This window comes from Streptomyces sp. MST-110588 (assembly GCF_022695595.1).
Classification (GTDB): Bacteria; Actinomycetota; Actinomycetes; order Streptomycetales; family Streptomycetaceae; genus Streptomyces.
This window is the reverse complement of record NZ_CP074380.1, coordinates 4,700,211-4,722,037: the sequence shown is the minus strand read 5'-3', so window position 1 is coordinate 4,722,037 and position 21,827 is coordinate 4,700,211. Positions and strand designations below refer to the sequence as shown.

The window sequence follows — 21,827 nt, the reverse complement described above, 5'->3', positions numbered from 1 at the left end:
GCGGAAAAGAGCTGATCATGACGGATGACCACACCGGCCCCGCCCCTCACGCCGGCAGCGCCGACCGGCCCGGCGGCGCCGCGCGCAAGGGCGAGCTGCGGCGGGAGCTGCTGGCGGCCCGGGCAGCGCTGGCGCCGGCCGATGTGACCACGGCGGGCCCCCAGCTCGCCGGGCGGGCGCTGGAACTCACGGAGCTGACGGGTGCGCGTACGGTCGCGGCCTATGTGTCGGTGGGGCGCGAGCCGTCGACACGCGCGCTGCTGGAAGAGCTGCGCACGCGGGGCGTACGGGTGCTGCTCCCGGTCCTGCTCCCAGACAACGACCTGGACTGGGCCGCGTACGAGGGCCCCGAACGGCTCGTACGGGCCGGGCGCGGCCTGCTGGAGCCCGCCGGGGAACGGCTCGGCACGGAGGCGGTCACCGAGGCCGGTGCCGTACTGCTGCCGGGGCTGGCCGTGGACCGGCGGGGGCTGCGGCTGGGGCGTGGCGGGGGCTCCTACGACCGGGTGCTGGAGCGGCTGGAGCGGGCCGGTGTGCGTCCGGCGCTGGTGGTGCTGCTGTACGACGCGGAGGTGCTGGAGGAGGTGCCGGCCGAGGCGCACGACCGGCGGGTGCGGGCGGCGGTGACGCCGACGCTGGTCCACCGGTTCCCGGGGTGAGGCGGCGGGGGCCTCGTACGTGCACTCGTACAGGCACCCGCGCGGACGCTCGCACGGGCACCTCGTACGGCCCGGGGCACCGTACGCCGCATAAGGACCCGGGCTGAGCGTCCCGCGAACGCGACCGCCGGCCGGCTCCGGAAGATCCGGGGCCGGCCGGCGGTCGGGGTGGTGCGGGAGCGGGAAGGGGCGCGGAGGGGGCGTCGTGCGCCCCGCTCACCACGTCCGGCAGTGCGCCCCCGATGACAGCGTCACGGTGACGACGTCACGAAGACACCATCACGGCGACACCATCACAGCGGCACCGCCACGGCGAGAGGGTCACGGCGAGAGCGTCAGCGTCTCCTTCGCGGCGCTCTTGACGGCCTTCTCGCTGTAGGCCCACGGCAGCAGCTCGCCCTTGGCCCACTTGTCGGTCTGGTCGTAGTAGTGCGCGTTGTACGCGTGCCCGGAGGCGCCCGTCAGGTTGATCCAGCGGGACTTGTCCAAGTCTGCCAGGTTGACGACCATCCGCATCGACGGAACCCAGGTGACCTGGTAGCCGCCGGCCGCGTTCCAGCCGGTGGCGTTGACCGCCGCCTCGCCGCCGCCCAGGTTCCACGGGCCGCGGTTGAACAGGCCCTGGAGGAGGCCCGGCCCTTCGGTGCCCAGGGTCTGGTTCTTCAGGAGCATCTGGTGCAGGCGGCCCCAGCTCCAGTTGTCGATGTTCTTGCCGAGCTTGGAGGTCAGCTCATAACGCGCGTCCTTCATGGCGTGCGCCAGGAGCTGGTCACGGTTCTTGTCGCCGGGCTGGCCGGCCCGGTCCTCGGTCTTCCACCACTCGTTGTCCGGCTTGTCCAGGATGGACCGCACGACCTCGTACCAGCGGTCGCCGCCGTCGGGCTGGGCCGAGTCGCGGTCGCGCTGTCCGCATTCCCGTACGAGCTTGTTCCGGTCGTCGACCGGTCCGCTGTCGTTGGCCGGGTGGACGTTGAGGCACTGGCCCGCCACCCGCAGCTCCTTGGGCATCTTGTCGCCGAAGGCCAGCTTGAGGGTGTTGCGCCAGACCGCGTTGAAGTAGGCCGCGGCGGCGGAGTCCGGCTCCTGGGTGTAGTCCCAGCCCTCCAGGAGCTGCTGGGCGTCGCGGACGTACCGGTCCTTGATGTCGATCTTGAGCAGGTAGGGCGTCAGCAGCTTGGCGATCTCGCTGCTGTTGTCCATCTGCATGGTCTGCATGTCGTCCGTCGAGACCTTGCCGCCGCCCTTGATCTTGGACTGGATCAGGTCGTTGATCCGCTGGCTGCGGGTGCCGTAGCCGAAGTCCTTGGTGAGCAGGTACGGGTACTTGTCCTGGTCGACGACGGCCTGGTTGGCGGTGACGATGTAGCCGCGCGCCGGGTTGTACTCGTACGGCAGGGACTTCTGCGGGAGGTAGCCGGTCCACTGGTACTTCGGGTCCCAGCCGGGCGCGGGGTAACGGCCGTCGACGGAGCCGTCACCCTTGCCGCGGACCGGGATCCGCCCCGGTGCCTGGTAGCCGATGTTGCCCTTGGTGTCGGCGTAGATCAGGTTCTGCGAGGGGACGTCGAAGTGTCCGGCGGCCTTGCGGAACTCGGTGAAGTTCTTGGCGCGGTTGAGCTCGAAGACGGCGTCCATGGAGGTGCCGGGGTCCAGGGCGGTCCACCGCAGGGAGACCGCGTAGCCGTCGCCGCGGTCGGGCGCGGCGTTGCCAACCGGCGCCTTCCTGCCCACCTTGGACAGCTCGTCGCGGCGGTCGGAGACCAGCGGGCCGTTCTCGGTGGACCGTACGGTGATCTCCCGGCTCTCGCCGCCGGCGACCTTGATGGTCTCCTTGCGGGTCTTGAACGGGCGCTGCTTGTTGTTGTACAGGTACCCGTCCGCGGTGACCTTCTCCAGGTACAGGTCGGTGACGTCCGCGCCGAGGTTGGTCATGCCCCAGGAGATGTCCTGGTTGTGGCCGATGACGACGCCCGGCATCCCGGAGAAGGTGAAGCCGGAGACGTCGTAGCCGCACTTGGGGCCGACGCTGCGGCAGTGCAGGCCCATCTGGTACCACAGCGAGGGCATCTGGGGGGCCAGGTGCGGGTCGTTGGCCAGCAGCGGCTTGCCGGTGGTGGTGTGGGCGCCGGAGACGACCCAGGAGTTGGAGCCGATGCCGTTGCCGTTCGGGCCGAGCAGCGCCGGGACCTTTTCGAGCGTCTTGGACAGCGAGGAGAGCTGCGACTTGAGGCCGCCGGTGCCGGTGCCGCCGGTGCCGGTGCCGCCGGTGCCACGGCCGGAGACGCTGCCGGTGGCGCCGTTGGTGGCGCCGTTGGTGACGCCCGGGACGGTGCTCCCCGAGGCCCCGGAGGCCCCCGAGGTGCCCGACCGGGTGCCGGAGGAGGCGTTCTTGGGCTTGAACTCCTTGGTGACGGGGTCGACCGTGCCGCCCTCGACGATCGGCGCGTGCCGCTTCGCCGGGTACTTCGGGTAGAGCTGGTCGATCTGTGCCGGGGTGAAGCGGCCGGCCATCAAGGAGCGGTCGATCTCGTCCTGCATGTTGCCGCGCAGGTCCCAGGCCATCGCCTTGAGCCAGGCCACGGAGTCGACCGGCGTCCACTTCTCGGGCTTGTAGTCGTTCTGGAAGTCCAGCGCCGCGTACTCCAGGGACAGCGCCGCGCCCTGGTGGTCCTTCAGGTAGGCGTTGACGCCGTCGGCGTACGCCTGGAGGTACTTCTTCGTCTGCGGCGAGAGCTTGGTCTCGTACTCCTTGCGCGCCACGTCGTGCCAGCCGAGCGTACGCAGGAAGGCGTCGGTGTCGACCTGGCTCTTACCGAACATCTCGGAGAGCCGGCCGGCCGTCATGTGACGGCGTACGTCCATCTCCCAGAAGCGGTCCTGGGCCTGTACGAAGCCCTGGGCGCGGAAGAGGTCCTCGTCGGTGTCGGCGTAGATCTGCGGGATGCCGTCGGCGTCGCGGCTGACGTTGACCGGGTCGGTGAGCCCGGGGAGCTTCAGGGAGCCGGTGGTCTGCGGGTAGGAGGCACGGACGGTACTGACGCCCCAGTAGGTGCCGTAGCCGATGCCCGCCACCAGCAGAAGCACGACCGTGATCACTACGAGGCGGGCACGCCGCCCTCTCTTCTTCGGGGCGGGGCCGGTCTTGTTGGCGGGCATCTCTGTCCTTCGAGGGGCAGGGTGGGAGTGCTGGAGCAACCATAGGCGCACCGGTTGGCCGACCCCTACGCGGCGTCACTGACGGGCCGTCCGACCGTCAAGCAATGGTAAATTGTTAGCCTCAGTAACTAGATACAGTAAGGAATAATCACTCCCCGATCCCTCCCTGATCCATCTCTGACCTGCCCATCTTCGAACCACTCACTCAGGAACTCCAGGGGCTTCCAAGGCTCCAGAAGCCCCCGGCTCCCCAAAGCCCGCGAAAAGCCCCAGAAGTCTTTAGAAGCCCCCAGGACACGCCCCGCACACACCCGAGGAAAGGACCAGCTCCTGACTGTCGACCGCCTCAACACACTCCTGCTGATCTGCTCGCTCGTCCTGCTCGTCGCCGTGGCGGCCGTACGGCTCTCCTCCCGCACCGGCCTGCCCAGCCTGCTCATCTATCTGGGGATAGGCATCGCCATAGGGCAGGACGGCTTCGGCGGGGTCGTCTTCGACAACGCCGGACTCACCCAGATCCTCGGCTACGCCGCACTGGTCGTGATCCTCGCCGAGGGCGGCCTGGGCACGAAGTGGAAAGAGATCAGACCGGCGCTCCCCCAAGCGGCGATGCTGTCCACGCTCGGCGTCGCGGTGAGCGTCGGCGTCACCGCGGCCGGCGCCCACTACCTGGTCGGGCTGGAGTGGCGCCAGGCGCTGCTCATCGGCGCGGTGGTCTCCTCCACGGACGCGGCGGCGGTCTTCTCCGTACTGCGCAGCGTGCCCCTGCCGGCCCGGCTGACGGGCGTCCTGGAAGCCGAGTCCGGCTTCAACGACGCGCCTGTGGTGATCCTGGTCGTGGCGTTCTCCACCGCCGGACCGGTCGATCACTGGTACGTCCTGATCGGCGAGATCGCGCTGGAGCTGGCGATCGGCGCGGCCATAGGACTGGCGATCGGCTGGCTCGGCGCGTTCGGGATGCGGCACGTGGCGCTGCCCGCCTCCGGCCTCTACCCGATCGCGGTCATGGCCATCGCCGTCTCCGCGTACGCGGCGGGCGCCCTGGCCCACGGTTCCGGCTTCCTGGCGGTCTACCTGGCCGCGATGGTCCTGGGGAACTCCAAACTGCCGCACTCCGCGGCCACCCGCGGCTTCGCCGAGGGCGTGGGCTGGATCGGCCAGATCGGCATGTTCGTCCTGCTCGGCCTGCTGGTCACCCCGCACAAGCTGCTGGACGACACCTGGCCCGCACTGGTCATCGGCATGGTGCTGACACTCTTCGCCCGCCCGGCCTCCGTCTTTCTGGGGCTGCTCCCCTTCCGGGTGCCGTGGCGCGAGAAGGCGCTGCTCTCCTGGGCGGGGCTGCGCGGTGCCGTACCGATCGTGCTGGCCACCATCCCAATGGTGGCCCGGGTCCCCGACAGTGAGCGGGTCTTCAACATCGTCTTCGTGCTGGTGGTCGTCTACACGCTGATCCAGGGACCGACGCTGCCCTGGCTGGCCAAACGGCTGCGGCTGGGCGACAACGAGGAGGCGGCCGACCTGGGCATCGAGTCGGCGCCCCTGGAACGGCTGCGCGGCCATCTGCTGTCCACCTCGATCGGGCCGGCCTCCCGGATGCACGGCGTGGAGATCAGCGAGCTGCGGATGCCCGCGGGGGCGGCGGTCACTCTGGTCGTACGGGACGGAAAGAGCTTCGTACCGTCGCCGACGACCGTCCTGCGGCGCGGCGACGAGCTGCTGGTCGTGGCCACGGACCCGGTGCGGGACGCGGCGGAGCGGCGGCTCCAGGCGGTCTCCGAGGGCGGCAAGCTGGCCGGGTGGCTGGCGCCGGAGCGACTGTCCGCGCAGCGGCCGGCCCCGCAGCGGTTCGCCGGGCAGCGGCGGCGGGCATCAGGGCGCCTTTCGGAGCGGCGTACGGATCAGCGTCCCCGCCACTGAGGACGGTCGCCGCCCTCAGCGGTCTGCCGCCGCCCTCAGCGGTCTGCCGCTGCCCACTGAGGGCTGCCGCTCTCCACCGAGGTCCGCCGCCACCCCCGCCGATGGGCGATGCCACCCCGCCGGTGGCCGCCGCCACCCCGGCCGGTGGCCAGCGCCACCCACTGATTCCAAGGAGCCCGTGATGAGGCCCTGGTCACATCCAGGGCCTCAAACCCGTCGGCCTGTAGTATGAAGGCGCAAGTCAATGAACCACACGACCAACTCTGCCTGACGCAGAGCTGGCGCGACCGCTCGGCGGCCGCGGTCCCCTGCCACGCGCAGCGCCACCTCCCAGGTGCGGACCTCGCGGTATCACTCGGTCTTGCGCGAGAGGACAGCTCTCGGCGCGCATACCGTGAAGACTTCGCGGAGCGCGCTACCAGGCAGCAGAAAGGCCCGGCCGTGGCATCCGCGGTCAAGGATTCCCGTCCCGGTTACGGACAACTGCTGCGCACCCCCGGTGCATGGACGTTCCTGCTGCCCGGCTTCCTGGCCCGGCAGCCCTTCGCGATGCTCACGATCAGCATCGTGCTGCTCGTGGAGAACACCACCGGGTCGTACGGCACCGCGGGCGCGGTGTCGGCGGCGACCGGTGTCTCGATGGCCCTGTTCGCCCCTCAGGGCGGCAAGCTGGCGGACCGTTTCGGCCAGCGTGCCGTACTGGTCCCGGGCGTGCTGCTGCACGCCCTGGCCGTCTCCGCCCTGATCGCCCTGGCCCTCTCGCACGCGCCCCTGTGGGCGCTGCTGGCGGTCGCCGTGCCCACCGGCGCGTCCACGCCGCAGGTCGGGCCGATGGTGCGGGCCCGGTGGGCGGCACGGCTGGGCGGTACGCCGCTGATGCCGACGGCCGCCGCGTTCGAGTCGGTGACCGACGAGTTCACCTTCGTCATCGGCCCGGTGCTGGCGACGGCGCTGTGCACGAGCATCCACCCGGCCGCCGGCCTGATCGCCGAGGGCGCGCTGACGCTGGCGGGCGGCCTGCTCTTCGCCTCCCAGCACCGCAGCCAGCCGGCCGTGGAGCGGACGAGGTCCACCGGTCAGCCGCACGCCTCGGCGCTGTCGGTCCCGGGCGTACGCGCTCTGGTCGTGGGCTTCCTGGGCATCGGCTCGGTCTTCGGCGGCATGCAGGTCTCCCTGACGGCCTTCACCCAGGACATCGGGCAGCCCGGCATCAACGGCGTCCTGTACGGGATCTTCGCGGCGGGCAACATGCTGGCGGGCATCGCCTGCGGCGCGATCGCCTGGAAGATCGGGCCGCGGCGGCGGCTGCTGACCGCGTACGGGCTGCTGGCCCTGGCCACCACCCCTCTGTGGGCCGTGACCGTGGTGCCGCTGCTGGGCGCGGTCGGCCTGCTGGTGGGTCTGTGCATCGCCCCGGCCCTGATCACCGGTTACACGCTGGTGGAGTCCCTGGTGCCGGCCTCGGCCCGTACGGAGGCGTTCACGTGGCTGACCGGCGCGGTCGCGCTGGGCCAGGCCACGGCGGTGGCGGTGGCCGGCCGGCTGGCGGACCACTTCGGCCCGAGCTCCGGATTCCTGGTGCCGCTGGGCGGTACGGCGCTGGCGCTGGTGGTGCTGCTGGCACTGCGGGGACGCCTGGTGCCGCACTCCGAGAGCCTGGTGGTGGGCTCCGGCACCCAGGACGGCACGGCGGCGCACGGCCCGGACGGCGAGCGTGGAGTCGGTCACCGTGAGCCGCTCCCGGTGGACTGACGCGGCGGAATACTGCACTATGGAGCGTCGTTAGCACTCATCGAGTGAGAGTGCCAGGAGGAAGACAGTGCCGACCTACCAGTACCAGTGCACCGAGTGTGGCGAAGGCCTTGAGGCGGTGCAGAAGTTCACCGACGACGCACTCACCGAGTGCCCGAGCTGCCACGGACGCCTGAAGAAGGTGTTCTCCGCGGTCGGCATCGTCTTCAAGGGCTCCGGGTTCTACCGGAACGACAGCCGTGGCTCGTCGTCCAGCAGCAGCCCCGCGTCCTCGTCGTCTTCGGCGTCTTCTTCGTCGGCCTCGTCCTCGAACGGGTCGGGCGCCTCGTCGTCCTCCGGTTCCGGTGGCGGCTCGGACGCGAAGTCTTCCTCCGCCTCCCCGGCGAGCAGCGGCGCGAAGAGCCCCGCGGGCGCCGGCTCGGCCGCCTGACCGCCGATTCGCCCAGCCTGTACGGGCTCCGGCTCGTACGGGTCCTGCCCTGCTACGGGTTCTCGTCCTGCCACGCGTTCCCGTCCTGCTAAGGGTTCTCGCCTTACAGGCTCCAGCCTTACGGACCCCGCCGTCGCCGACGGCGGGGTCTTCGGCGTACGCGGGGCCCGTTACTGTGATCCGCATGGCTGACGCGGAGATTGGCGTTATAGGCGGGTCCGGGTTCTACTCCTTCCTGGACGACGTGACCGAGATCATGGTGGACACTCCCTATGGAAGCCCCAGCGACTCACTCTTCCTCGGTGAGGTGGCGGGACGCCGGGTGGCCTTCCTGCCCCGGCACGGGCGCGGACACCACCTGCCGCCGCACCGGATCAACTACCGGGCCAACCTGTGGGCCCTGCGCTCCGTGGGCGTGCGGCAGGTGCTCGGGCCGTGCGCGGTGGGCGGGCTGCGCGAGGAGTACGGGCCCGGGACGCTCCTCGTACCGGACCAGTTGGTGGACCGTACGAAGGCGCGGGCGCAGACGTACTTCGACGGGCAGCCGCTGCCCGGCGGCGAGATCCCCAACGTGGTGCACCTGACCTTCGCCGACCCGTACTGCCCGCAGGGGCGGCAGGTGGCGGTGGCGGCGGCGCGCGGGCGCGGGTGGGAGCCGGTGGACGGCGGAACGCTCGTCGTCATCGAGGGACCGCGCTTCTCCACCCGCGCGGAATCGCGGTGGCATGCGGCGCAGGGGTGGTCGGTGGTCGGCATGACCGGCCATCCCGAGGCCGTGCTCGCCCGTGAGCTGGGGCTCTGCTACACCTCGATCGCACTGGTCACCGACCTGGACGCGGGCACGGAAACGGGCGAGGGCGTCTCGCACGACGAGGTGCTGAAGGTGTTCGGGCAGAACGTCGGACGGCTGCGTGAGGTGCTTTTCGACGCGGTGGGCGCGCTGCCGCGGACGACGGCGCGGGACTGCCTGTGCGTGCGCGCGCACGACGGGTGGGAGCTGGGGATCACGCTGCCCTGACACAGGCCGGCGCACTGCGGGCGGTCTGCGGGAAGTCCGCGGGCGGCCTGCGGGCGGCCTGCGGGTGGCCTGCGGGCGGCCTGTGGAATGGTCAGCAGGCGGCTTCGTCGCCCCACCTCGGCGCTGGGCTTGCGGTGCGATGGGCTCGGGAGGGTGACGAAGTTGTCCACAACCGGCTGGTAACGCACAGGCCGGAGCGGGATTTCGCGAAGTCGGGCACGGTGGGGACCGTTCGAGGCACGTTCCCCACGCAGGCGGTGATTCCCTTGATCCGTACGTCCACCCCCACGCCCGCCCCCACCTCCGCGCTCCCCGGCTTCCCCGCCCTTCCCGGGCCGTCCGCCCTCCCGGGCGCGCCCGTCCTCCCCGACCCCACCGTCCTGCCTCCTCCCTCCTTGGGATCCTCGGGATCCCCGGGTTCTTCGGGATCCTTGGGATCCTCAGGTTCTTCGGGATCCCGGCTTCTTCGGATTCCTTGTCCTCCCTGGCCGACCTGTCTTCCCTGGCCTATGAACAACCGCCACCCGCACCTCCGCCGTACGACGTGCCGGGGTTCGCGCCGCTGCGGACGGGCGGCGGGCGGCACCGGCTGCGCCGGGCCGTACGGCGGCGACGGCGGGCGGTGGTCACCGGGCTGGCGGTGACGGCAGCCGCACTGGCCGCCGCGACACCGCGCGGGGAGCTGCGCACGGAAGCCGCGGCGGGCTGCCCGGCGGCGGCCGAGCCGGAGCGGGGGCAGCCATGACCCACGATTGGACAGCCGCGCCGGCCACACCCCAGGCTGACGTAGGCGGCGGTGCCATCCAGCGATGCACCGCCCGCTGTGTGCGCGATACGTGGGAAGGCGGGGTTTCAGGTGAGCGGGAAGAAGGGCGTACTCACGGGCTTCAGGGAATTCCTGATGCGCGGCAACGTGATCGAGCTCGCGGTCGCCGTGGTCGTCGGTGCGGCGTTCACCAACATCGTCAACGCCGTGGTCAAAGGCGTGATCAGCCCGGTGGTCGGCGCGCTCGGCTCGCAGAACCTCGACCACTACAAGGCGTGCCTGACGACCTGCCCGAAGGACCCCAAAACCGGCGAGTTCACCGACGGCATCTACATCCTGTGGGGCTCGGTGCTCAGCGCCGCGCTGACCTTCCTGATCACCGCGGCGGTCGTGTACTTCCTGATGATCCTGCCGATGAACAAATGGAAGGCGCTTCAGGAGGCGAGGAAGCCGGTGGTGCCCGCGGCCCCGGCGGACCCGACCGAGGTCGAGCTGCTGATCGAGATCCGCGACGCGCTCCTGGCGGGCCGCGATGGTTCCGCCGCCGTTCGGGGCCCGGCTTCCGCCGCTTCCGGTGCCCTTTCCGATGGAACCGGCGCAGGCGCCGCGGCGACCCGGAAGACACCGCACCAACAGAACTGACTGCACCGACAACACCGACACCACCGGCAGAAGCCACAGCGGCAGCGGTGGCCTCGGCGGCAGCGATGGTACGAGGCCGTTGCGATGTCCCAGGAGCGGTGGCCCGGGCGCGGGCCACCCCGGCACCCGACGCCGAAACCGTAGCCCCGGCAGCCGGGCAGGCGGTCGGTGACCGGGGTCAGATGTGGTGCGGCGGCTTCTCGTCCAGGAAGCGGGCCAGGTCGGCGGCGCTGTCGCCACTGCCCGTGGCCGGCCGCTCGCCCCAGCCGTGGTCGGTGTCATCGCGGGACGGCCGGCTCAGCGGGTCGTCGAAGACCAGGGCGGCGGCCGGGTCGGGGCGGGTGCCGGGGGCAGGTTCAGGGGCGTTGCTCACCCCTCCAGGGTACGGCCGTCCGGACCGGCCGACGGCGGGCCGCATCCCCGTACCGCCGCTCGCTCCCGTAGCGCTCCCTGGTCCCGTACCGATGACCGATCCCGTACCGGTGTCCGGTCACGTGCAGACGCCCGCCACCGAACCGACGTCGGTCCCTGTGCCGCTGTCTGTCCCTGTGCCGGGCGGGTCAGCGGGTGGCCAGTGCCTCGTGCCACCAGTGGTCACGGCCCGGGGTCCAGGCCACCGGGCGGGCGGAGCGGTTGACGACCAGGACGGACCGTACGTCAGGGCAGTCCCGGCGCAGCGCCCGGTCCAGCACGGGCTTGACGGGCCGTACCGCGCCGTCCCAGAACCCGGCGTTCGCGGTGATCACTACCCGGGCCCCGCACTGCTTCGTGAGGTCCGCGAGTTCGGCGGCGGTCGCCGAGACGGGCAGCGAGGTGCGTACGGCGCCCAGGCGGCCACAGGCCATCGTGGCGATCACGGACTCGGGCACCAGCGGCAGATGGACCGCCACCCGGTCCCCGTCGCGGACGCCCAGGCGCCTGAGTGCGGTGGTGGCGCGGGCGGCCTGGTCCAGGAGCATGCCGTGGGTGAGCCGCTCCACACGTCCGGGTTCGCCGGTCCAAGTGAGCGCGAGCGGCAGACCTTCCGCTTCCCGCTGGGTACCGGCTTGCTGAGGGGTAACACGACGCAACATACCGACGAGCCTGTAGATCAAGGATCAACGACCGCTGAACGACCGCTGTACGGGCCGCCGGGCCCCCTGTCCGCCGCGGCCGTACCCGTATCGCCGCACCGCTGCGGGCGCCTTTGGCGGGCCCGGTGGGACCGGAGCCCGCGCCGCGCGACGTCCCCGCGCCGCGCCATGTCCCAGCGGCGCTGGATGTGCCGCCGCCGCGCCGGCTCGCTGCGTCAGGGCGCGGCAGGCGGGGGGTCAGGCCGCGGAGCCCTGATCGGTGGTGATGATGGCCTCATATCCGCCGACGATGTCGCAGACGTCCTGGAACCCACGGGCTTCCAGGAGGGAGGCGGCGATCACGGAGCGGTTGCCGCTGCGGCAGTAGAGGACGACCGGGTCGCCGGGAACGAGGTGGTGATCGGCCTGGGCCGCGAGGGTGGCCAGAGGGAGGTTGACGGCGTTCGGTAAGGCGCCCGCGGCGTATTCGGCGGGGTTGCGCACATCGATCAACTGGACGACCGGTCGTGCCTTCGAACGGCCGCGGCGCGCCTCGTCGGTCACGGTGGTCAGTTCGTCCGGGCGGATACGGCGCGTAGTGGCCGCCAGACCGGGGTGAGCGGCGAGGGTCGCGGCCGGGTCGGGCAGGTGGCCCAGTACATGGTCGTAGCCGATGCGGCCCAGGCGGACACGTGCCTCGCGTTCCGTGCCCGGATCGCTGACCAGGACGATCGGGGTGCCGGGAGCCACCACGCTGCCCGCGTACTCGGCGAAGCGGGTGCTCAGTCCGGCGTGCAGGGACCCGGCGAAGTGGGCCTCGGTGTAGGCGGCGAGGGGGCGGGTGTCCAGGAAGACGGCGCCCTGGTCCGTACGGGCGGCCAGTGCCGCGTCGAGAGTGAGGGCAGGGGGAGGTGAGGCGTCCAGGAGGGGGTGACCGTCACGGTTGAGTGCCGCGTCGTGTGCGAAGTAGCCGGGGGTGGCGGGCTGTCCGGCGGTGACCAGGCGGATGAAGTCGGCCTCGGGCATGGGCTGGAGCGCGTAGTTCAGCCGGCGTTGGTCGCCGATGGTCGAGGTGATCTCGGTCGAGAGGTTGCGTCCGCAGGCCGAGCCCGCGCCGTGGGCGGGGAAGACCCGGGTGGCGTCGGGCAGGGTGAGGAGCTTGCCGTGCAGCGACCGGTACAGGTGCCCGGCCATCTCCTCGGCGCTCAGTCCGGCCGCGGTGAGCAGATCGGGCCGCCCGACGTCGCCGACGAAGAGCGTGTCGCCGGTCAGCACTCCGTACGGAACGGCGTCGTCGGGGTGCTCGTGGACGACGACGCAGATGGATTCGGGGGTGTGGCCGGGGGTGGCCAGCACGGTCAGCGTCAGCTCGCCCAGTGTGATCCGTTCGCCGTCCCGCAGACGGCGGATCGGGTAGCCGGTCTCGGCGGCCTCGCCGAAGCAGATGTCGGCCCCGGTCGCCCGCGCCAGCTCCAGGTGGCCGGAGAGGAAGTCGGCGTGGAAGTGGGTCTCGATGATCAGCTCGATCCGCAGCCCCGCCGCCTGCGCGTCGTGCAGATAGTCGTCGATGTCGCGGCGCGGGTCCACGAGGACGGCGCGTCCGGTGCTCCGGTCACCGATCAGGTACGACGCCTGGGAGAGGCAGTCGAGGTAGTACTGCGCGAAGTGCACGGTCGACCTCCGGGGCTCGCCGGTCCCGCGAGAACTCACATGGGCCGGCAGGGTTGTTGTGCGGATGCACGGATGTACGTACATTAAGCAATCTCGCCAGACGGCGACAACCCGGCCCCTGGCCACCCGTCCCCGGCCGCCCGCCCCGGGGCTCTGCCCCGAGCCCCTGGTCACGGCCCCGGAACCAGCCCGCATCCGGCCTCGGATCCGATCCCGGAACCGATCCCGAATCCGACCCCCGAACCGACGCTGATACCAGCCCTGAAAACGACCCGGATACCGCTCCTTTGCTCCTTGATACCGGTCCTGAGACCGGCTCCGATACCGGCCCGAACCCCGCGGAGGCATCCTCGATGACGGCAGCAGACCTCGGGCCACGCCCGCTCGACCGGCACTCGCCGCTGCCCCTGTGGGCGCAGCTCCGCGACGATCTGCGGCGCCGGATGGAAGCCGGCGCGTTCACCGAGGAGTTCCCCGCGGAACACCGGCTGACCGGCGAGTACGAGGTCAGCCGGCACACCGTGCGCGAGGCGCTGCGCAGGCTGCGCGCCGACGGGCTGGTCATCGCCGCACGCGGGCGCGCCAGCCGGCTGGACATCCGCCGCATACAGCAGCCGCTCGGCTCGCTCTACAGCCTCTTCCGGGAGCTGGAGAACCAGGGTGTGGAGCAGCGCAGTGAGGTGATGCGGCTGGAGCGGACGACCGACGCGACGGCGGCCGGGCACCTGGGACTCGTACCGGACGCGCCGCTGATCGTCCTGGAGCGGCTGCGGCTGGCGGACGGTGAACCGCTCGCCCATGACACCGCCTATCTCCCCGCCGACATCGCCGAACCCCTGCTCGACGCCGACTTCCGGCACACCGCGCTGTACGAGGAGTTGCTCCAGCGGTGCGGGGTGAAGGTCACCGGGGGACGGGAGCGCATCCACCCTTTCCTTCCGGACATCCGGCAGGCGTGGCTGCTGGGCCTCGCCGACCGCGAAGCAGCCTTCTCCATCGAACGTCTGGGGCGGGCCGGGGAGCGCCCGGTGGAGTGGCGCGAGACGGTCGTACGCGGCGACCGGTTCAGCTTCGTCGCCGAGTGGTCCGACGCCAGCCGGGCCGTCGAACTCGCACCGCGGGCATCGTGCCCGTCGTGACGGCGGGCAGCGTGACGGGGGGCAGCGTGAAGGCGGGCCCGGCGCCCGTCATAACCACGGGCGCCTCGCCCGTCATGATCGCAGGCGTCGTGGCCGTCATGGTCGCGGGCGGCCGTCCGCGTCTGTGTCCCCGGCCGTCTTCCCGTTTCCGCCGTTCCCGTCCCTTACGTCTCTGTCGGCAGCCGTGTCCGGGGGCGTCGTGTCCGTCATAGCCGTTCTGTCGCTCCCGTGCGGGCTCGCCATAGGGCTGTTGCTGGGCGCGCTGGGCGGGGGCGGCTCGATCCTGGCCGTACCCGCGCTGGTCTACCTGCTGCACCAGTCCCCGCACGCGGCGACCGCCGGAGCGCTCGTCGTCGTCGCCATCGGCGCGGCCACCGGCCTAGCCTGCCATGCCCGGGCCGGCCGGGTCCGCTGGGCGGCGGGGCTGGCCTTCGGAGCGCTGGGCACCGCCGGCACCTGGATCGGCTCCCGCTGGAGCGCGTCCCTGGACCCGGCCGTTCTGATGACGGCCTTCGCGGGCCTGATGCTCGTGGTGGCCGCGACGATGCTCGTACGGACCTGGCGTGACCGCCGAGGAAACGGGCAGCGGAACGGAATGGGCGCCGAGGGGAAGGACCACGGCCTGACGGCCCGACAGGAGGCCGTCAGCGGCGAGGGATCGACAGACTCCACGCCGCCGTCGGAACCGCCGTCGGCACCGGCACTGCCGCCTGAACCGGCCCCCGCACCCGCACCCACACCCGTAACAAGGCCGGACGCGGCGATTCCCCCCGCCCGCCGCTCGTCCCCGTCCCCGTCGTCCCCGTCCCCGTCCTCCTCGCGTCCTTCGCCTCCTCCCTCCGCCCATGGCCATGACGCCCCCGTCCCCGCCCACCCCGCTGCGCACGCCACCGCACACGCCGCCGCCACCGCCCACCCCGCAGCCGGGGCGCACAGCGAGGCCGACGCACACGGCGATATCGGCCGCCGCGCCACCGCCGGTGCCCGGGTGGCCGGCACCGCCACCGTGGTCGGCCTGCTCACCGGATTCTTCGGAGTCGGCGGTGGCTTCGTCGTCGTACCGGCCCTGACCCTGGTCCTTGGGCTGGAGATGCCCGTCGCCATAGGCACCTCCCTTCTGGTCATCCTCGTCAACTCCGCGACGGCGTTCGCCACCCGGGCCGGCGCCGGCGGCCTGGACTGGCCGCTGCTGGCCGTCTTCTCGTCCTGCGCCGCGCTCGGCAGCTACCTCGGCAACCGGCTCACCGCCCGGCTGCGCCCCCGCTCCCTGTCCACCGCTTTCGCCTCCCTCGTCACCGCCCTCGCCGTCGCCATGGCGGCGAGCAGCATCCCGCACCTTCTGTAGGAGGACCCCCGCATGGCCCCGGCCTCGTCCCCGTCCCCGTCCAACTCCCCGTCCCGCTCCCACTCCCCGGCCCAGTCCCACCACCAGGTCGTCATCATCGGCGGTGGCACCGCGGGCATCACCGTCGCCGCCCGGCTGCGCCGCGCCGGCGCCCGTGACGTCGCCGTACTCGAACCCTCCGAGACCCACTGGTACCAGCCGCTGTGGACCCTGGTCGGCGGCGGCCAGGCACCGCTGCGCGCCTCGCTCCGTACGCAGGCGGAGGTCATGCCGCCCGGAGTGCGCTGGCTGCGCGAGTCCGCCGTCTCCGTGGACCCCGCCTCCCGTACGGTCGCCACCGCGTCCGGCCGTACGGTCTCCTACAGCCGCCTGGTCGTGGCGCCCGGCCTGCAACTGGACTGGGACGGGGTGCCGGGCCTGGCCCAGGCCGTCGGCCACGGCGGCGTCAGCAGCAACTACCGCCCCGATCTGGCGCCGCTGACCTGGGACTTGATACGGGGGATGAAGCGCGGCACGGCGCTGTTCACCATGCCCGCGGGCCCGGTCAAGTGCGGCGGCGCCCCGCAGAAGATCGCCTACCTGGCCGCCGACCACTGGCGCAAGCGCGGGGTGCTGGGCAGCATCCGTACGATCCTGGTGCTCCCCGAGCCCACCATGTTCAAGGTGCCCGTCTTCGCCCGGGTGCTGGAGGAGACGGCCCGCCGGTACGGCATCGAGGTGCGCCTCCAGTCCGAGATGACGCAGGTGGACGGGACCGCGCGGCAGGCAGTGATCACCGATCACGCCACCGGCGTCAAGGAGACCGTCGACTACGACCTGCTGCACGCCGTACCGCCGCAGCGCGCCCCCCAGTGGATCGCCGACGGCCCGCTCGCCGACCCCGCCTCGCCCTTCGGGTACGTCAAGGCCGACCCGGCCATACTCCGGCACCCCGACTTCCCCGAGATCTTCTCCCTCGGCGACGTGGCCAACCTGCCCACGTCCAAGACGGGCGCCGCCGTCCGCAAGCAGGCACCCGTGGTCGTACGCAATCTCCGGGACAGCCTGCGCGACCGGCCCGCCTCGGCCCGCTACGACGGCTACACCTCCTGCCCGCTGGTCACCGCCCGGCACAAGATGCTGCTCGCCGAGTTCGACTACGACCTGCGGCCCACGCCGTCCTTCCCCTTCATCGACACGACGAAGGAACGTACGGACATGTGGTTCCTCAAGCGGTACGGGCTGCCGCAGCTCTACTTCAAGGGGATGCTCAAGGGAATCGCCTGAGCCGGGACCGGCCGCAGCCGGGGACGGGGCGACACCGGTCCGGGCCGGAACCAAGGCCGACCCGGGACCGGCCCCGGACCGGCCCGGAACCGGCCTGGCCCCCGTCCTCCCGCCGCCGCCCGCTACGCAGCCGCCTCCACATCCGCGACCACACAGCTCACGTTGTCCGGTGCGCCGGACGCGTGAGCCAGGGCGATCAGGTCACGTACGGCCTGCTCGGGGCCGTCCGCACCGATCAGGGCGCGCCGGATGCCGTCGGCCGGCGCCACGGCGGACAGGCCGTCGGAGCACAGCAGATAGCGGTCGCCGGCGGCGGCCCGGTGCAGCCGCAGGTCGGCGCTTGGATCGTCGGATCCCAACGCGCGCAGCAACAGGGCACGTTGGGGTGGGTCAGGGCCTCGTCGGGGGTGAGCCGGCCCTCGTCGACCAGCGACTGGACGTGGGTGTGGTCGTGGGTGATCCGGAAGAGCCGGCCGCCGCGGAGCAGGTAGGCGCGCGAGTCACCGACGTGGACGAGGGCGAGTTGTGAGCCGGTCCAGAACATGGCGGTGAGGGTGGTCCCCGAAGCGGCGACCCCAGGCCCGGCCCCGACCTCGGACTCACCCCTGGCCCCGGCCCCGGTGCCGACTCCCGCCCCGGCCCCGGCCCCGGGCACCGCCAACTCCCGTACGGAGCGGTGCGCCTGCTCGACCGCGTCCTGAAGCGCGTTCAGCAGGTCAGCGGCTTGAAGATCAGCGGCTTGGAGACTGGCAGCTTGGAAATCGGCGGCCTGGCGGTCCGCGGCTCGGAGATCCGCGTTCCGCGGCCCGCCCGGATCACCGGTTCCCGCCGCGTCCTCCAAGGCCCGCAGCGCCTCAACAGCCGCGGCGCCCGCCGAGTCACCGGCAGCGCCGTACCCGTCGGCCACGGCGAGCAGCCGCTCCCCCGCGTACGCCGTGTCCTGGTTGCTCTCCCGCAGCAGACCGATGTCCGACCGGGCGGCGTACCGGATGCGCAGCGGGATCCGCGCCACAGTCCGCCGCGGATCCTGCGGCCCGGCGCCCTGCGACCCATCTGCCTGCTGGCCGGACGACGGCACCGGGAACGGTACGGGTGGTGTGGGCATCGTGATGGTGTCCTTCCTGTTCAACTGGTCGACGAGGAAGGCGGCCAGGTCACGGCGGGCCGCGGTGTCGGCTTCGACCTGCGCCCAGTAGGCGGCGATCTCCTCGGCGGCACCCCTGGGCCCGTACGCGCACACCTCACGGATACGCGCCAACGGCATCCCGAGCCGGCGCAGCCAGGCCACCAGCCGGGCCCGCTCCAGTTGGGCGGGGGTGTAGAGCCGGTAGCCGGTCACCGGGTCGACACGGGCGGGCGGCAGCAGCCGCAGCTCGTCGTAAAGGCGCAGGGCCTTCGGCGTCAGCCGCGAGGCGCGGGAGAAGGCGCCGATCGTCAGCAGCCCGCCCGACTCCCCGTACGGAGCCGCTCCCGCGCCCCGCTCCGGGTCTCGCCCCGCCCTGCGCCCCGCCCCTGGCTCCGTCTCCCGATCCACCCGGCCATCCTCCTCGCGCCGGACTCCTCCGCCCGGCGCCACCGATGCTGGCCCCTGCCCCAAGGGAAAGGTCAACGCCCTGGTTTCCGCGCGATGGTGCGCTTCGGCCGACACCAACCCCAAGGCCACAGGCGCGCATAAGATTCCGCACCGTGAACAGACACATATCCTTCGCCCGGCTGCACAACTTCCGCGATCTGGGCGGTTATCCGACCGAGGACGGCCGTACGGTGCGCTGGGGCCGCCTGTTCCGCTCCGACTCGCTGAGCAAGCTGCGGAGCACGGACGGCGAGGACTGGTCCCGCTTCTTGGAGCTGGGCGTCACGGCGGTCATCGACCTCCGCTACCCATGGGAGATCGACGCCAAGGGCCGGATCCCCGAGCACGATTCGTTCACGTACCACAATTTCAGCATCGAGCACCGCCCGTACGACCAGTCGGCCCTCGGCCCGGACGTCGAGGTGGGCCCGTACCTCGCCGAGCGGTACATGGAAGTCGCCCACGACGGCGTCAAGGAACTGCGTCAGGCGCTGGAGACGATCGCCGCCCATGACGGGCCGGTGGCCTTCCACTGCGCGTCCGGCAAGGACCGCACCGGCCTGCTGGCCGCGCTCGTCCTGGCGCTTCTAGGAGTCCCCGAACAGCACATCATCGATGACTTCGCCCTCACCGAGCGCGCCACCGAGGGCCTCCTCGCGGACTGGCGGGCCGACCACCCCGGCCAGGAACCGTCCTGGCCCGGATACGGGCGCGCGCCCGCCGACATCATGCGGCTGTTCCTCGCGGCCCTGGCCGACGCCCACGGATCCGTACACCACTACGCGGCGAACCTGCTGCACGCCGACGACACCCTCGTCACGACCCTGCGCCACACCCTCCTGACCCCCACCCGCCCCTGAGCTGCCTGCGTACTCCTCATTCCCTCATTCCCTCACTCACCGACATTCCCCCACTCCCCGACTTGAACCCGACGTGGCGTGAGGTTGCATCGTAAAGACATGACCTCCCCCCTCACCTGGAAGGTCGGCCGACTCGCCGAGGCGAGCGGCCTGACCGTCAGGACACTGCACCACTGGGACACCATCGGCCTGCTCAGCCCGTCCCGCCGCACCCCCGGCGGCCACCGTGAGTACACCGAGGACGACGCGGCCCGCCTCTACCAGATCCTCGCCCTGCGCGGCCTGGGGCTGGGTCTGGAAACCATCGGCGCATGCCTGGACTCCGGCATCGATCCCGCACGCCTGGTACGGGACCACCTCGCCGCCGTCGAGGAGTCACTGACCGCCTTGGAGACCCTGCGTGGACGGCTCCGGCGGCTCGACGAGTCCCTGTCCCAGGGCCGGGCCCCCGCGACCGAGGACCTGCTGACGGCGCTGAAGGCGATCGGCGGCACCGGCCCGGAGAGCGAGCGGGCCCTGCGCCGGCACCTGGACGCGGACCAGATCCAGGTGCTGGCGACCCGGTCCGCCGCGCTGGGATCAGCGGCCCACTACCTGCTCGAAGTCGAATGGCCCGAGCTGTACCGCCGGGCGGACCGGCTCCGTACGGAGAAGGTGCCTCCCACCGACGCGCGGGTGCGCCGGCTGGTGTCCCGCATGGACGAGCTGGCCGCGCTGTTCACCGGCGGTGACACGGAGATCTCCAACGGTGTACGAGCGGCCTGGCGCGACCACCCGGCCGCGATGGCGGGCTCGCCTACGCCGCCGACCGACCACACAACCGACGATCGGACCGAGTGGCAATCGCTCGCCGACTACCTGCACCGCGCACGCACCCCCGACAAGACCGAGAAGACCGAGAAGACCCCGTCATGACCAGCACACCCGACCACCCCGACACTCCCGCCTCCCCTCACACCACCCCGCGCCGCACCCGAACCCGTATCGCCGCCCTTTCCACCCTCCCCACCCTCCTGACCGTCCCCCTGTGCGCACTCCTCGCCACGGCAGGCACGCTCCCATGGAGCGTGCCTCTCTCCGTCCTCCTGGCCCTGTGCGTCCAGGCGTTGATCACCTACACCCGCCTGTCCCGCAAAGCGAACGCGACAACATGACAAGCGGTGATCAGGTGATGGATGGGCAGCCCCTCCATCTCCTCCGAGACTCATGCAGCACGGCCCGATCGGGTCGCCCCGGCCCTCAGCCCTCAGCCTCGGCCAGCCGGTTGAGGGCCGCCGCCGTCAGGGCCTGGACGCCCATTGTCAGCGTCGGCTGCTTGACGGGGGCGAAGCGCGGCGAGTGGTTGGAGGGGATGTCCTGGGTGAGTCGTCCGGCCTGTACGGCGGTGTGGAAGTCGGTGGGGTCCCAGCCGCCGAGCCACCAGTAGTACAGCGGCGCGTCGGCCGCCGCGGCCAGCAGTCCGGCGTCCTCGCTGCCGGCCGCCGGGTCGTAGGCGAACACCCGGTGTTCGCCGAAGAGGTCGGTGAAGGACTCGTTGACCTCGCGCAGCGTGGACAGGTCGTTGAGGGTGACGGGGAAGGTGTTCAGCACCTCGGTCTCCGGGGCGCGGGGTGCGTTGGACGCGGTGGCCTCGGCCTTGGCGATGCGGTCGATGGCGGCGAGCACCTGAGTACGGATGGCCTCGTCGAACGTACGGACGCTGAGCTGGACCGTGGCGTGGTCGGGCACGACGTTGGCGGCGTCACCGGCGTGGAAGGAGCCGACGGTGATCACCACCTGGTCCTTGGGGGCGACCTCGCGCGCGACGACGGACTGGACGCGCTGGACGAAGGCGGACGCCATCAGGATCGGGTCGATCACCGTCTCGGGCCGCGAACCGTGCCCGCCGGAACCGTGGAAGACGATTTTCAGGCTGTCGGACGCCGCCATGCAGGCGCCGGGGCAGTACGCGATCAGTCCGGCGCCCAGCGGGGCGACGTGCTGGGCCAGGACGACGTCCGGAACGGGGATGTCGCCGCGCGAGAAGAGACCGTCCTCGACCATGCGGCGGGCGCCGTCACCGACCTCCTCGGCGGGCTGGAAGAGCACCACCAGCGTTCCGGACCAGTGCGCGCGCCCGGCCGCGAGCAGGTCCGCGGCGCCCACGAGGCAGGTGACGTGCACGTCGTGGCCGCAGGCGTGCATGGTGCCGGGGACGGCCGAGGCGTACGGCAGGCCGGTGCGCTCGGTCACCGGCAGGGCGTCCATGTCGGCGCGCAGCAGAACCACCGGCCCGGCACCGTTGCGCAGCACACCGACCACGCCGGTGCCCCCGATCCCGGTGTGGACTTCGTAGCCGTACGAGGTGAGACGGCGGGCCGCCTCTGCGGCCGTACGGGTCTCTTGGAAGCCCAGTTCGGGGTGGCGGTGCAGGTCTTCGTAGAGGGCTTCGAGGTCCGCCGTGCGGGCGTCGAGCGGGGCCAGTACGGTGTCACGCGCGCTATCGCTCATACGCCGCATTCCACCATGTACCTCTGGTGCGCGCAGGGCTCGGCCCGCACCCTTCTTGCCGGCACGTACGCCCTTTCCCTGCCGGCAC

General features: G+C 71.7%; 18 protein-coding genes and 1 pseudogene. 13 read left to right on the top strand and 6 right to left on the bottom strand.

Features of this window, described 5'->3' with window-relative positions:
* Positions 1 to 17 precede the first annotated feature (17 nt).
* Positions 18 to 659, top strand: a complete 642-nt coding sequence (locus KGS77_RS20720) for a 5-formyltetrahydrofolate cyclo-ligase (RefSeq protein WP_242584039.1) — start codon at positions 18 to 20, stop codon at positions 657 to 659.
* 321 nt (positions 660 to 980) lie between these two features.
* Here KGS77_RS20720 and KGS77_RS20715 read toward each other — a convergent pair whose 3' ends face one another.
* Entirely contained in the window at positions 981 to 3,815 is a 2,835-nt protein-coding gene (locus KGS77_RS20715) for a penicillin acylase family protein (RefSeq protein WP_242584037.1), read from the bottom strand.
* 330 nt (positions 3,816 to 4,145) lie between these two features.
* Here KGS77_RS20715 and KGS77_RS20710 point away from each other — a divergent pair, with 330 nt between their 5' ends.
* From KGS77_RS20710 to mscL, 6 genes are all read left to right on the top strand, one after another.
* Entirely contained in the window at positions 4,146 to 5,735 is a 1,590-nt protein-coding gene (locus tag KGS77_RS20710; protein ID WP_242587587.1) for a potassium/proton antiporter, read from the top strand.
* A gap of 441 nt (positions 5,736 to 6,176) precedes the next feature.
* Positions 6,177 to 7,487 carry an MFS transporter gene (locus KGS77_RS20705; RefSeq protein WP_242584035.1) on the top strand — a complete coding sequence of 437 codons (1,311 nt, stop codon included), beginning with the start codon at positions 6,177 to 6,179 and terminating at the stop codon, positions 7,485 to 7,487.
* Positions 7,488 to 7,554: 67 nt separating this feature from the next.
* Positions 7,555 to 7,917: an FmdB family zinc ribbon protein gene (locus KGS77_RS20700; RefSeq protein WP_242584033.1), complete on the top strand. Its 363-nt coding sequence runs from the start codon at positions 7,555 to 7,557 to the stop codon at positions 7,915 to 7,917.
* Between the two features lie 184 nt (positions 7,918 to 8,101).
* A complete protein-coding gene (locus tag KGS77_RS20695; RefSeq protein ID WP_242584031.1) occupies positions 8,102 to 8,935 on the top strand; it encodes an S-methyl-5'-thioadenosine phosphorylase in 834 nt (277 codons plus the stop codon).
* Between the two features lie 544 nt (positions 8,936 to 9,479).
* The gene (locus KGS77_RS35040; protein ID WP_347404513.1) at positions 9,480 to 9,680 is read left to right on the top strand and encodes a hypothetical protein; all 201 of its coding nucleotides are present in this window, start codon (positions 9,480 to 9,482) and stop codon (positions 9,678 to 9,680) included.
* Positions 9,681 to 9,791: 111 nt separating this feature from the next.
* Entirely contained in the window at positions 9,792 to 10,343 is a 552-nt protein-coding gene (mscL, locus tag KGS77_RS20685) for a large conductance mechanosensitive channel protein MscL (protein WP_242584029.1), read from the top strand.
* Between the two features lie 178 nt (positions 10,344 to 10,521).
* Here the strand turns inward: mscL and KGS77_RS20680 are convergent, their stop codons facing one another.
* The 3 genes from KGS77_RS20680 to KGS77_RS20670 form a co-directional block, all read right to left on the bottom strand.
* Positions 10,522 to 10,716: a hypothetical protein gene (locus KGS77_RS20680; protein WP_242584027.1), complete on the bottom strand. Its 195-nt coding sequence runs from the start codon at positions 10,714 to 10,716 to the stop codon at positions 10,522 to 10,524.
* A gap of 187 nt (positions 10,717 to 10,903) precedes the next feature.
* Positions 10,904 to 11,416 carry an AMP-binding protein gene (locus KGS77_RS20675; protein WP_242584026.1) on the bottom strand — a complete coding sequence of 171 codons (513 nt, stop codon included), beginning with the start codon at positions 11,414 to 11,416 and terminating at the stop codon, positions 10,904 to 10,906.
* A 237-nt stretch (positions 11,417 to 11,653) separates the two neighbouring features.
* A complete protein-coding gene (locus KGS77_RS20670) occupies positions 11,654 to 13,066 on the bottom strand; it encodes an MBL fold metallo-hydrolase (protein WP_242584023.1) in 1,413 nt (470 codons plus the stop codon).
* A gap of 353 nt (positions 13,067 to 13,419) precedes the next feature.
* On the opposite strand from KGS77_RS20670, the gene KGS77_RS20665 reads away from it, so the two are divergent.
* The 3 genes from KGS77_RS20665 (at position 13,420) to KGS77_RS20650 (ending at position 16,816) form a co-directional block, all read left to right on the top strand.
* Complete coding sequence (locus tag KGS77_RS20665) at positions 13,420 to 14,205, top strand: GntR family transcriptional regulator (protein ID WP_242584021.1); 786 nt, start codon at positions 13,420 to 13,422, stop codon at positions 14,203 to 14,205.
* 199 nt (positions 14,206 to 14,404) lie between these two features.
* The gene (locus KGS77_RS34670) at positions 14,405 to 15,550 is read left to right on the top strand and encodes a sulfite exporter TauE/SafE family protein (protein WP_277994247.1); all 1,146 of its coding nucleotides are present in this window, start codon (positions 14,405 to 14,407) and stop codon (positions 15,548 to 15,550) included.
* Positions 15,551 to 15,562: 12 nt separating this feature from the next.
* Positions 15,563 to 16,816, top strand: coding sequence for an FAD/NAD(P)-binding oxidoreductase (locus KGS77_RS20650; RefSeq protein WP_242584016.1), 1,254 nt, complete (start codon positions 15,563 to 15,565; stop codon positions 16,814 to 16,816).
* A 122-nt stretch (positions 16,817 to 16,938) separates the two neighbouring features.
* On the opposite strand, the pseudogene KGS77_RS20645 reads toward KGS77_RS20650, so the two are convergent.
* A pseudogene (locus KGS77_RS20645) lies at positions 16,939 to 18,257 on the bottom strand (MerR family transcriptional regulator).
* Positions 18,258 to 18,502: 245 nt separating this feature from the next.
* Here KGS77_RS20645 and KGS77_RS20640 point away from each other — a divergent pair.
* The 3 genes from KGS77_RS20640 to KGS77_RS20630 all read left to right on the top strand — a co-directional run bounded on the left by KGS77_RS20640 (position 18,503) and on the right by KGS77_RS20630 (position 20,403).
* Positions 18,503 to 19,249: a tyrosine-protein phosphatase gene (locus KGS77_RS20640; protein WP_242584015.1), complete on the top strand. Its 747-nt coding sequence runs from the start codon at positions 18,503 to 18,505 to the stop codon at positions 19,247 to 19,249.
* A gap of 99 nt (positions 19,250 to 19,348) precedes the next feature.
* On the top strand, positions 19,349 to 20,164 hold the full coding sequence (locus tag KGS77_RS20635; RefSeq protein ID WP_242584013.1) for a MerR family transcriptional regulator: 816 nt from the start codon (positions 19,349 to 19,351) through the stop codon (positions 20,162 to 20,164).
* Positions 20,161 to 20,403, top strand: a complete 243-nt coding sequence (locus tag KGS77_RS20630) for a hypothetical protein (RefSeq protein WP_242584011.1) — start codon at positions 20,161 to 20,163, stop codon at positions 20,401 to 20,403. The genes KGS77_RS20635 and KGS77_RS20630 overlap by 4 nt, the downstream gene beginning before the upstream one ends.
* A gap of 85 nt (positions 20,404 to 20,488) precedes the next feature.
* On the opposite strand, the gene KGS77_RS20625 is transcribed toward KGS77_RS20630, so the two are convergent.
* On the bottom strand, positions 20,489 to 21,739 hold the full coding sequence (locus tag KGS77_RS20625; RefSeq protein ID WP_242584009.1) for an amidohydrolase: 1,251 nt from the start codon (positions 21,737 to 21,739) through the stop codon (positions 20,489 to 20,491).
* Positions 21,740 to 21,827 lie beyond the last annotated feature (88 nt).

Excerpts from the sequence above, each read along its gene's own strand:
- KGS77_RS20720 (WP_242584039.1), top strand. The coding sequence starts at position 18 with ATGACGGATGACCACACCGGCCCCGCCCCTCACGCCGGCAGCGCCGAC.
- KGS77_RS20715 (WP_242584037.1), bottom strand. The coding sequence starts at position 3,815 with ATGCCCGCCAACAAGACCGGCCCCGCCCCGAAGAAGAGAGGGCGGCGT.
- KGS77_RS20695 (WP_242584031.1), top strand. The coding sequence starts at position 8,102 with ATGGCTGACGCGGAGATTGGCGTTATAGGCGGGTCCGGGTTCTACTCC.
- KGS77_RS20675 (WP_242584026.1), bottom strand. The coding sequence starts at position 11,416 with ATGTTGCGTCGTGTTACCCCTCAGCAAGCCGGTACCCAGCGGGAAGCG.
- KGS77_RS20665 (WP_242584021.1), top strand. The coding sequence starts at position 13,420 with ATGACGGCAGCAGACCTCGGGCCACGCCCGCTCGACCGGCACTCGCCG.
- KGS77_RS20650 (WP_242584016.1), top strand. The coding sequence starts at position 15,563 with ATGGCCCCGGCCTCGTCCCCGTCCCCGTCCAACTCCCCGTCCCGCTCC.
- KGS77_RS20635 (WP_242584013.1), top strand. The coding sequence starts at position 19,349 with ATGACCTCCCCCCTCACCTGGAAGGTCGGCCGACTCGCCGAGGCGAGC.
- KGS77_RS20630 (WP_242584011.1), top strand. The coding sequence starts at position 20,161 with ATGACCAGCACACCCGACCACCCCGACACTCCCGCCTCCCCTCACACC.
- KGS77_RS20625 (WP_242584009.1), bottom strand. The coding sequence starts at position 21,739 with ATGAGCGATAGCGCGCGTGACACCGTACTGGCCCCGCTCGACGCCCGC.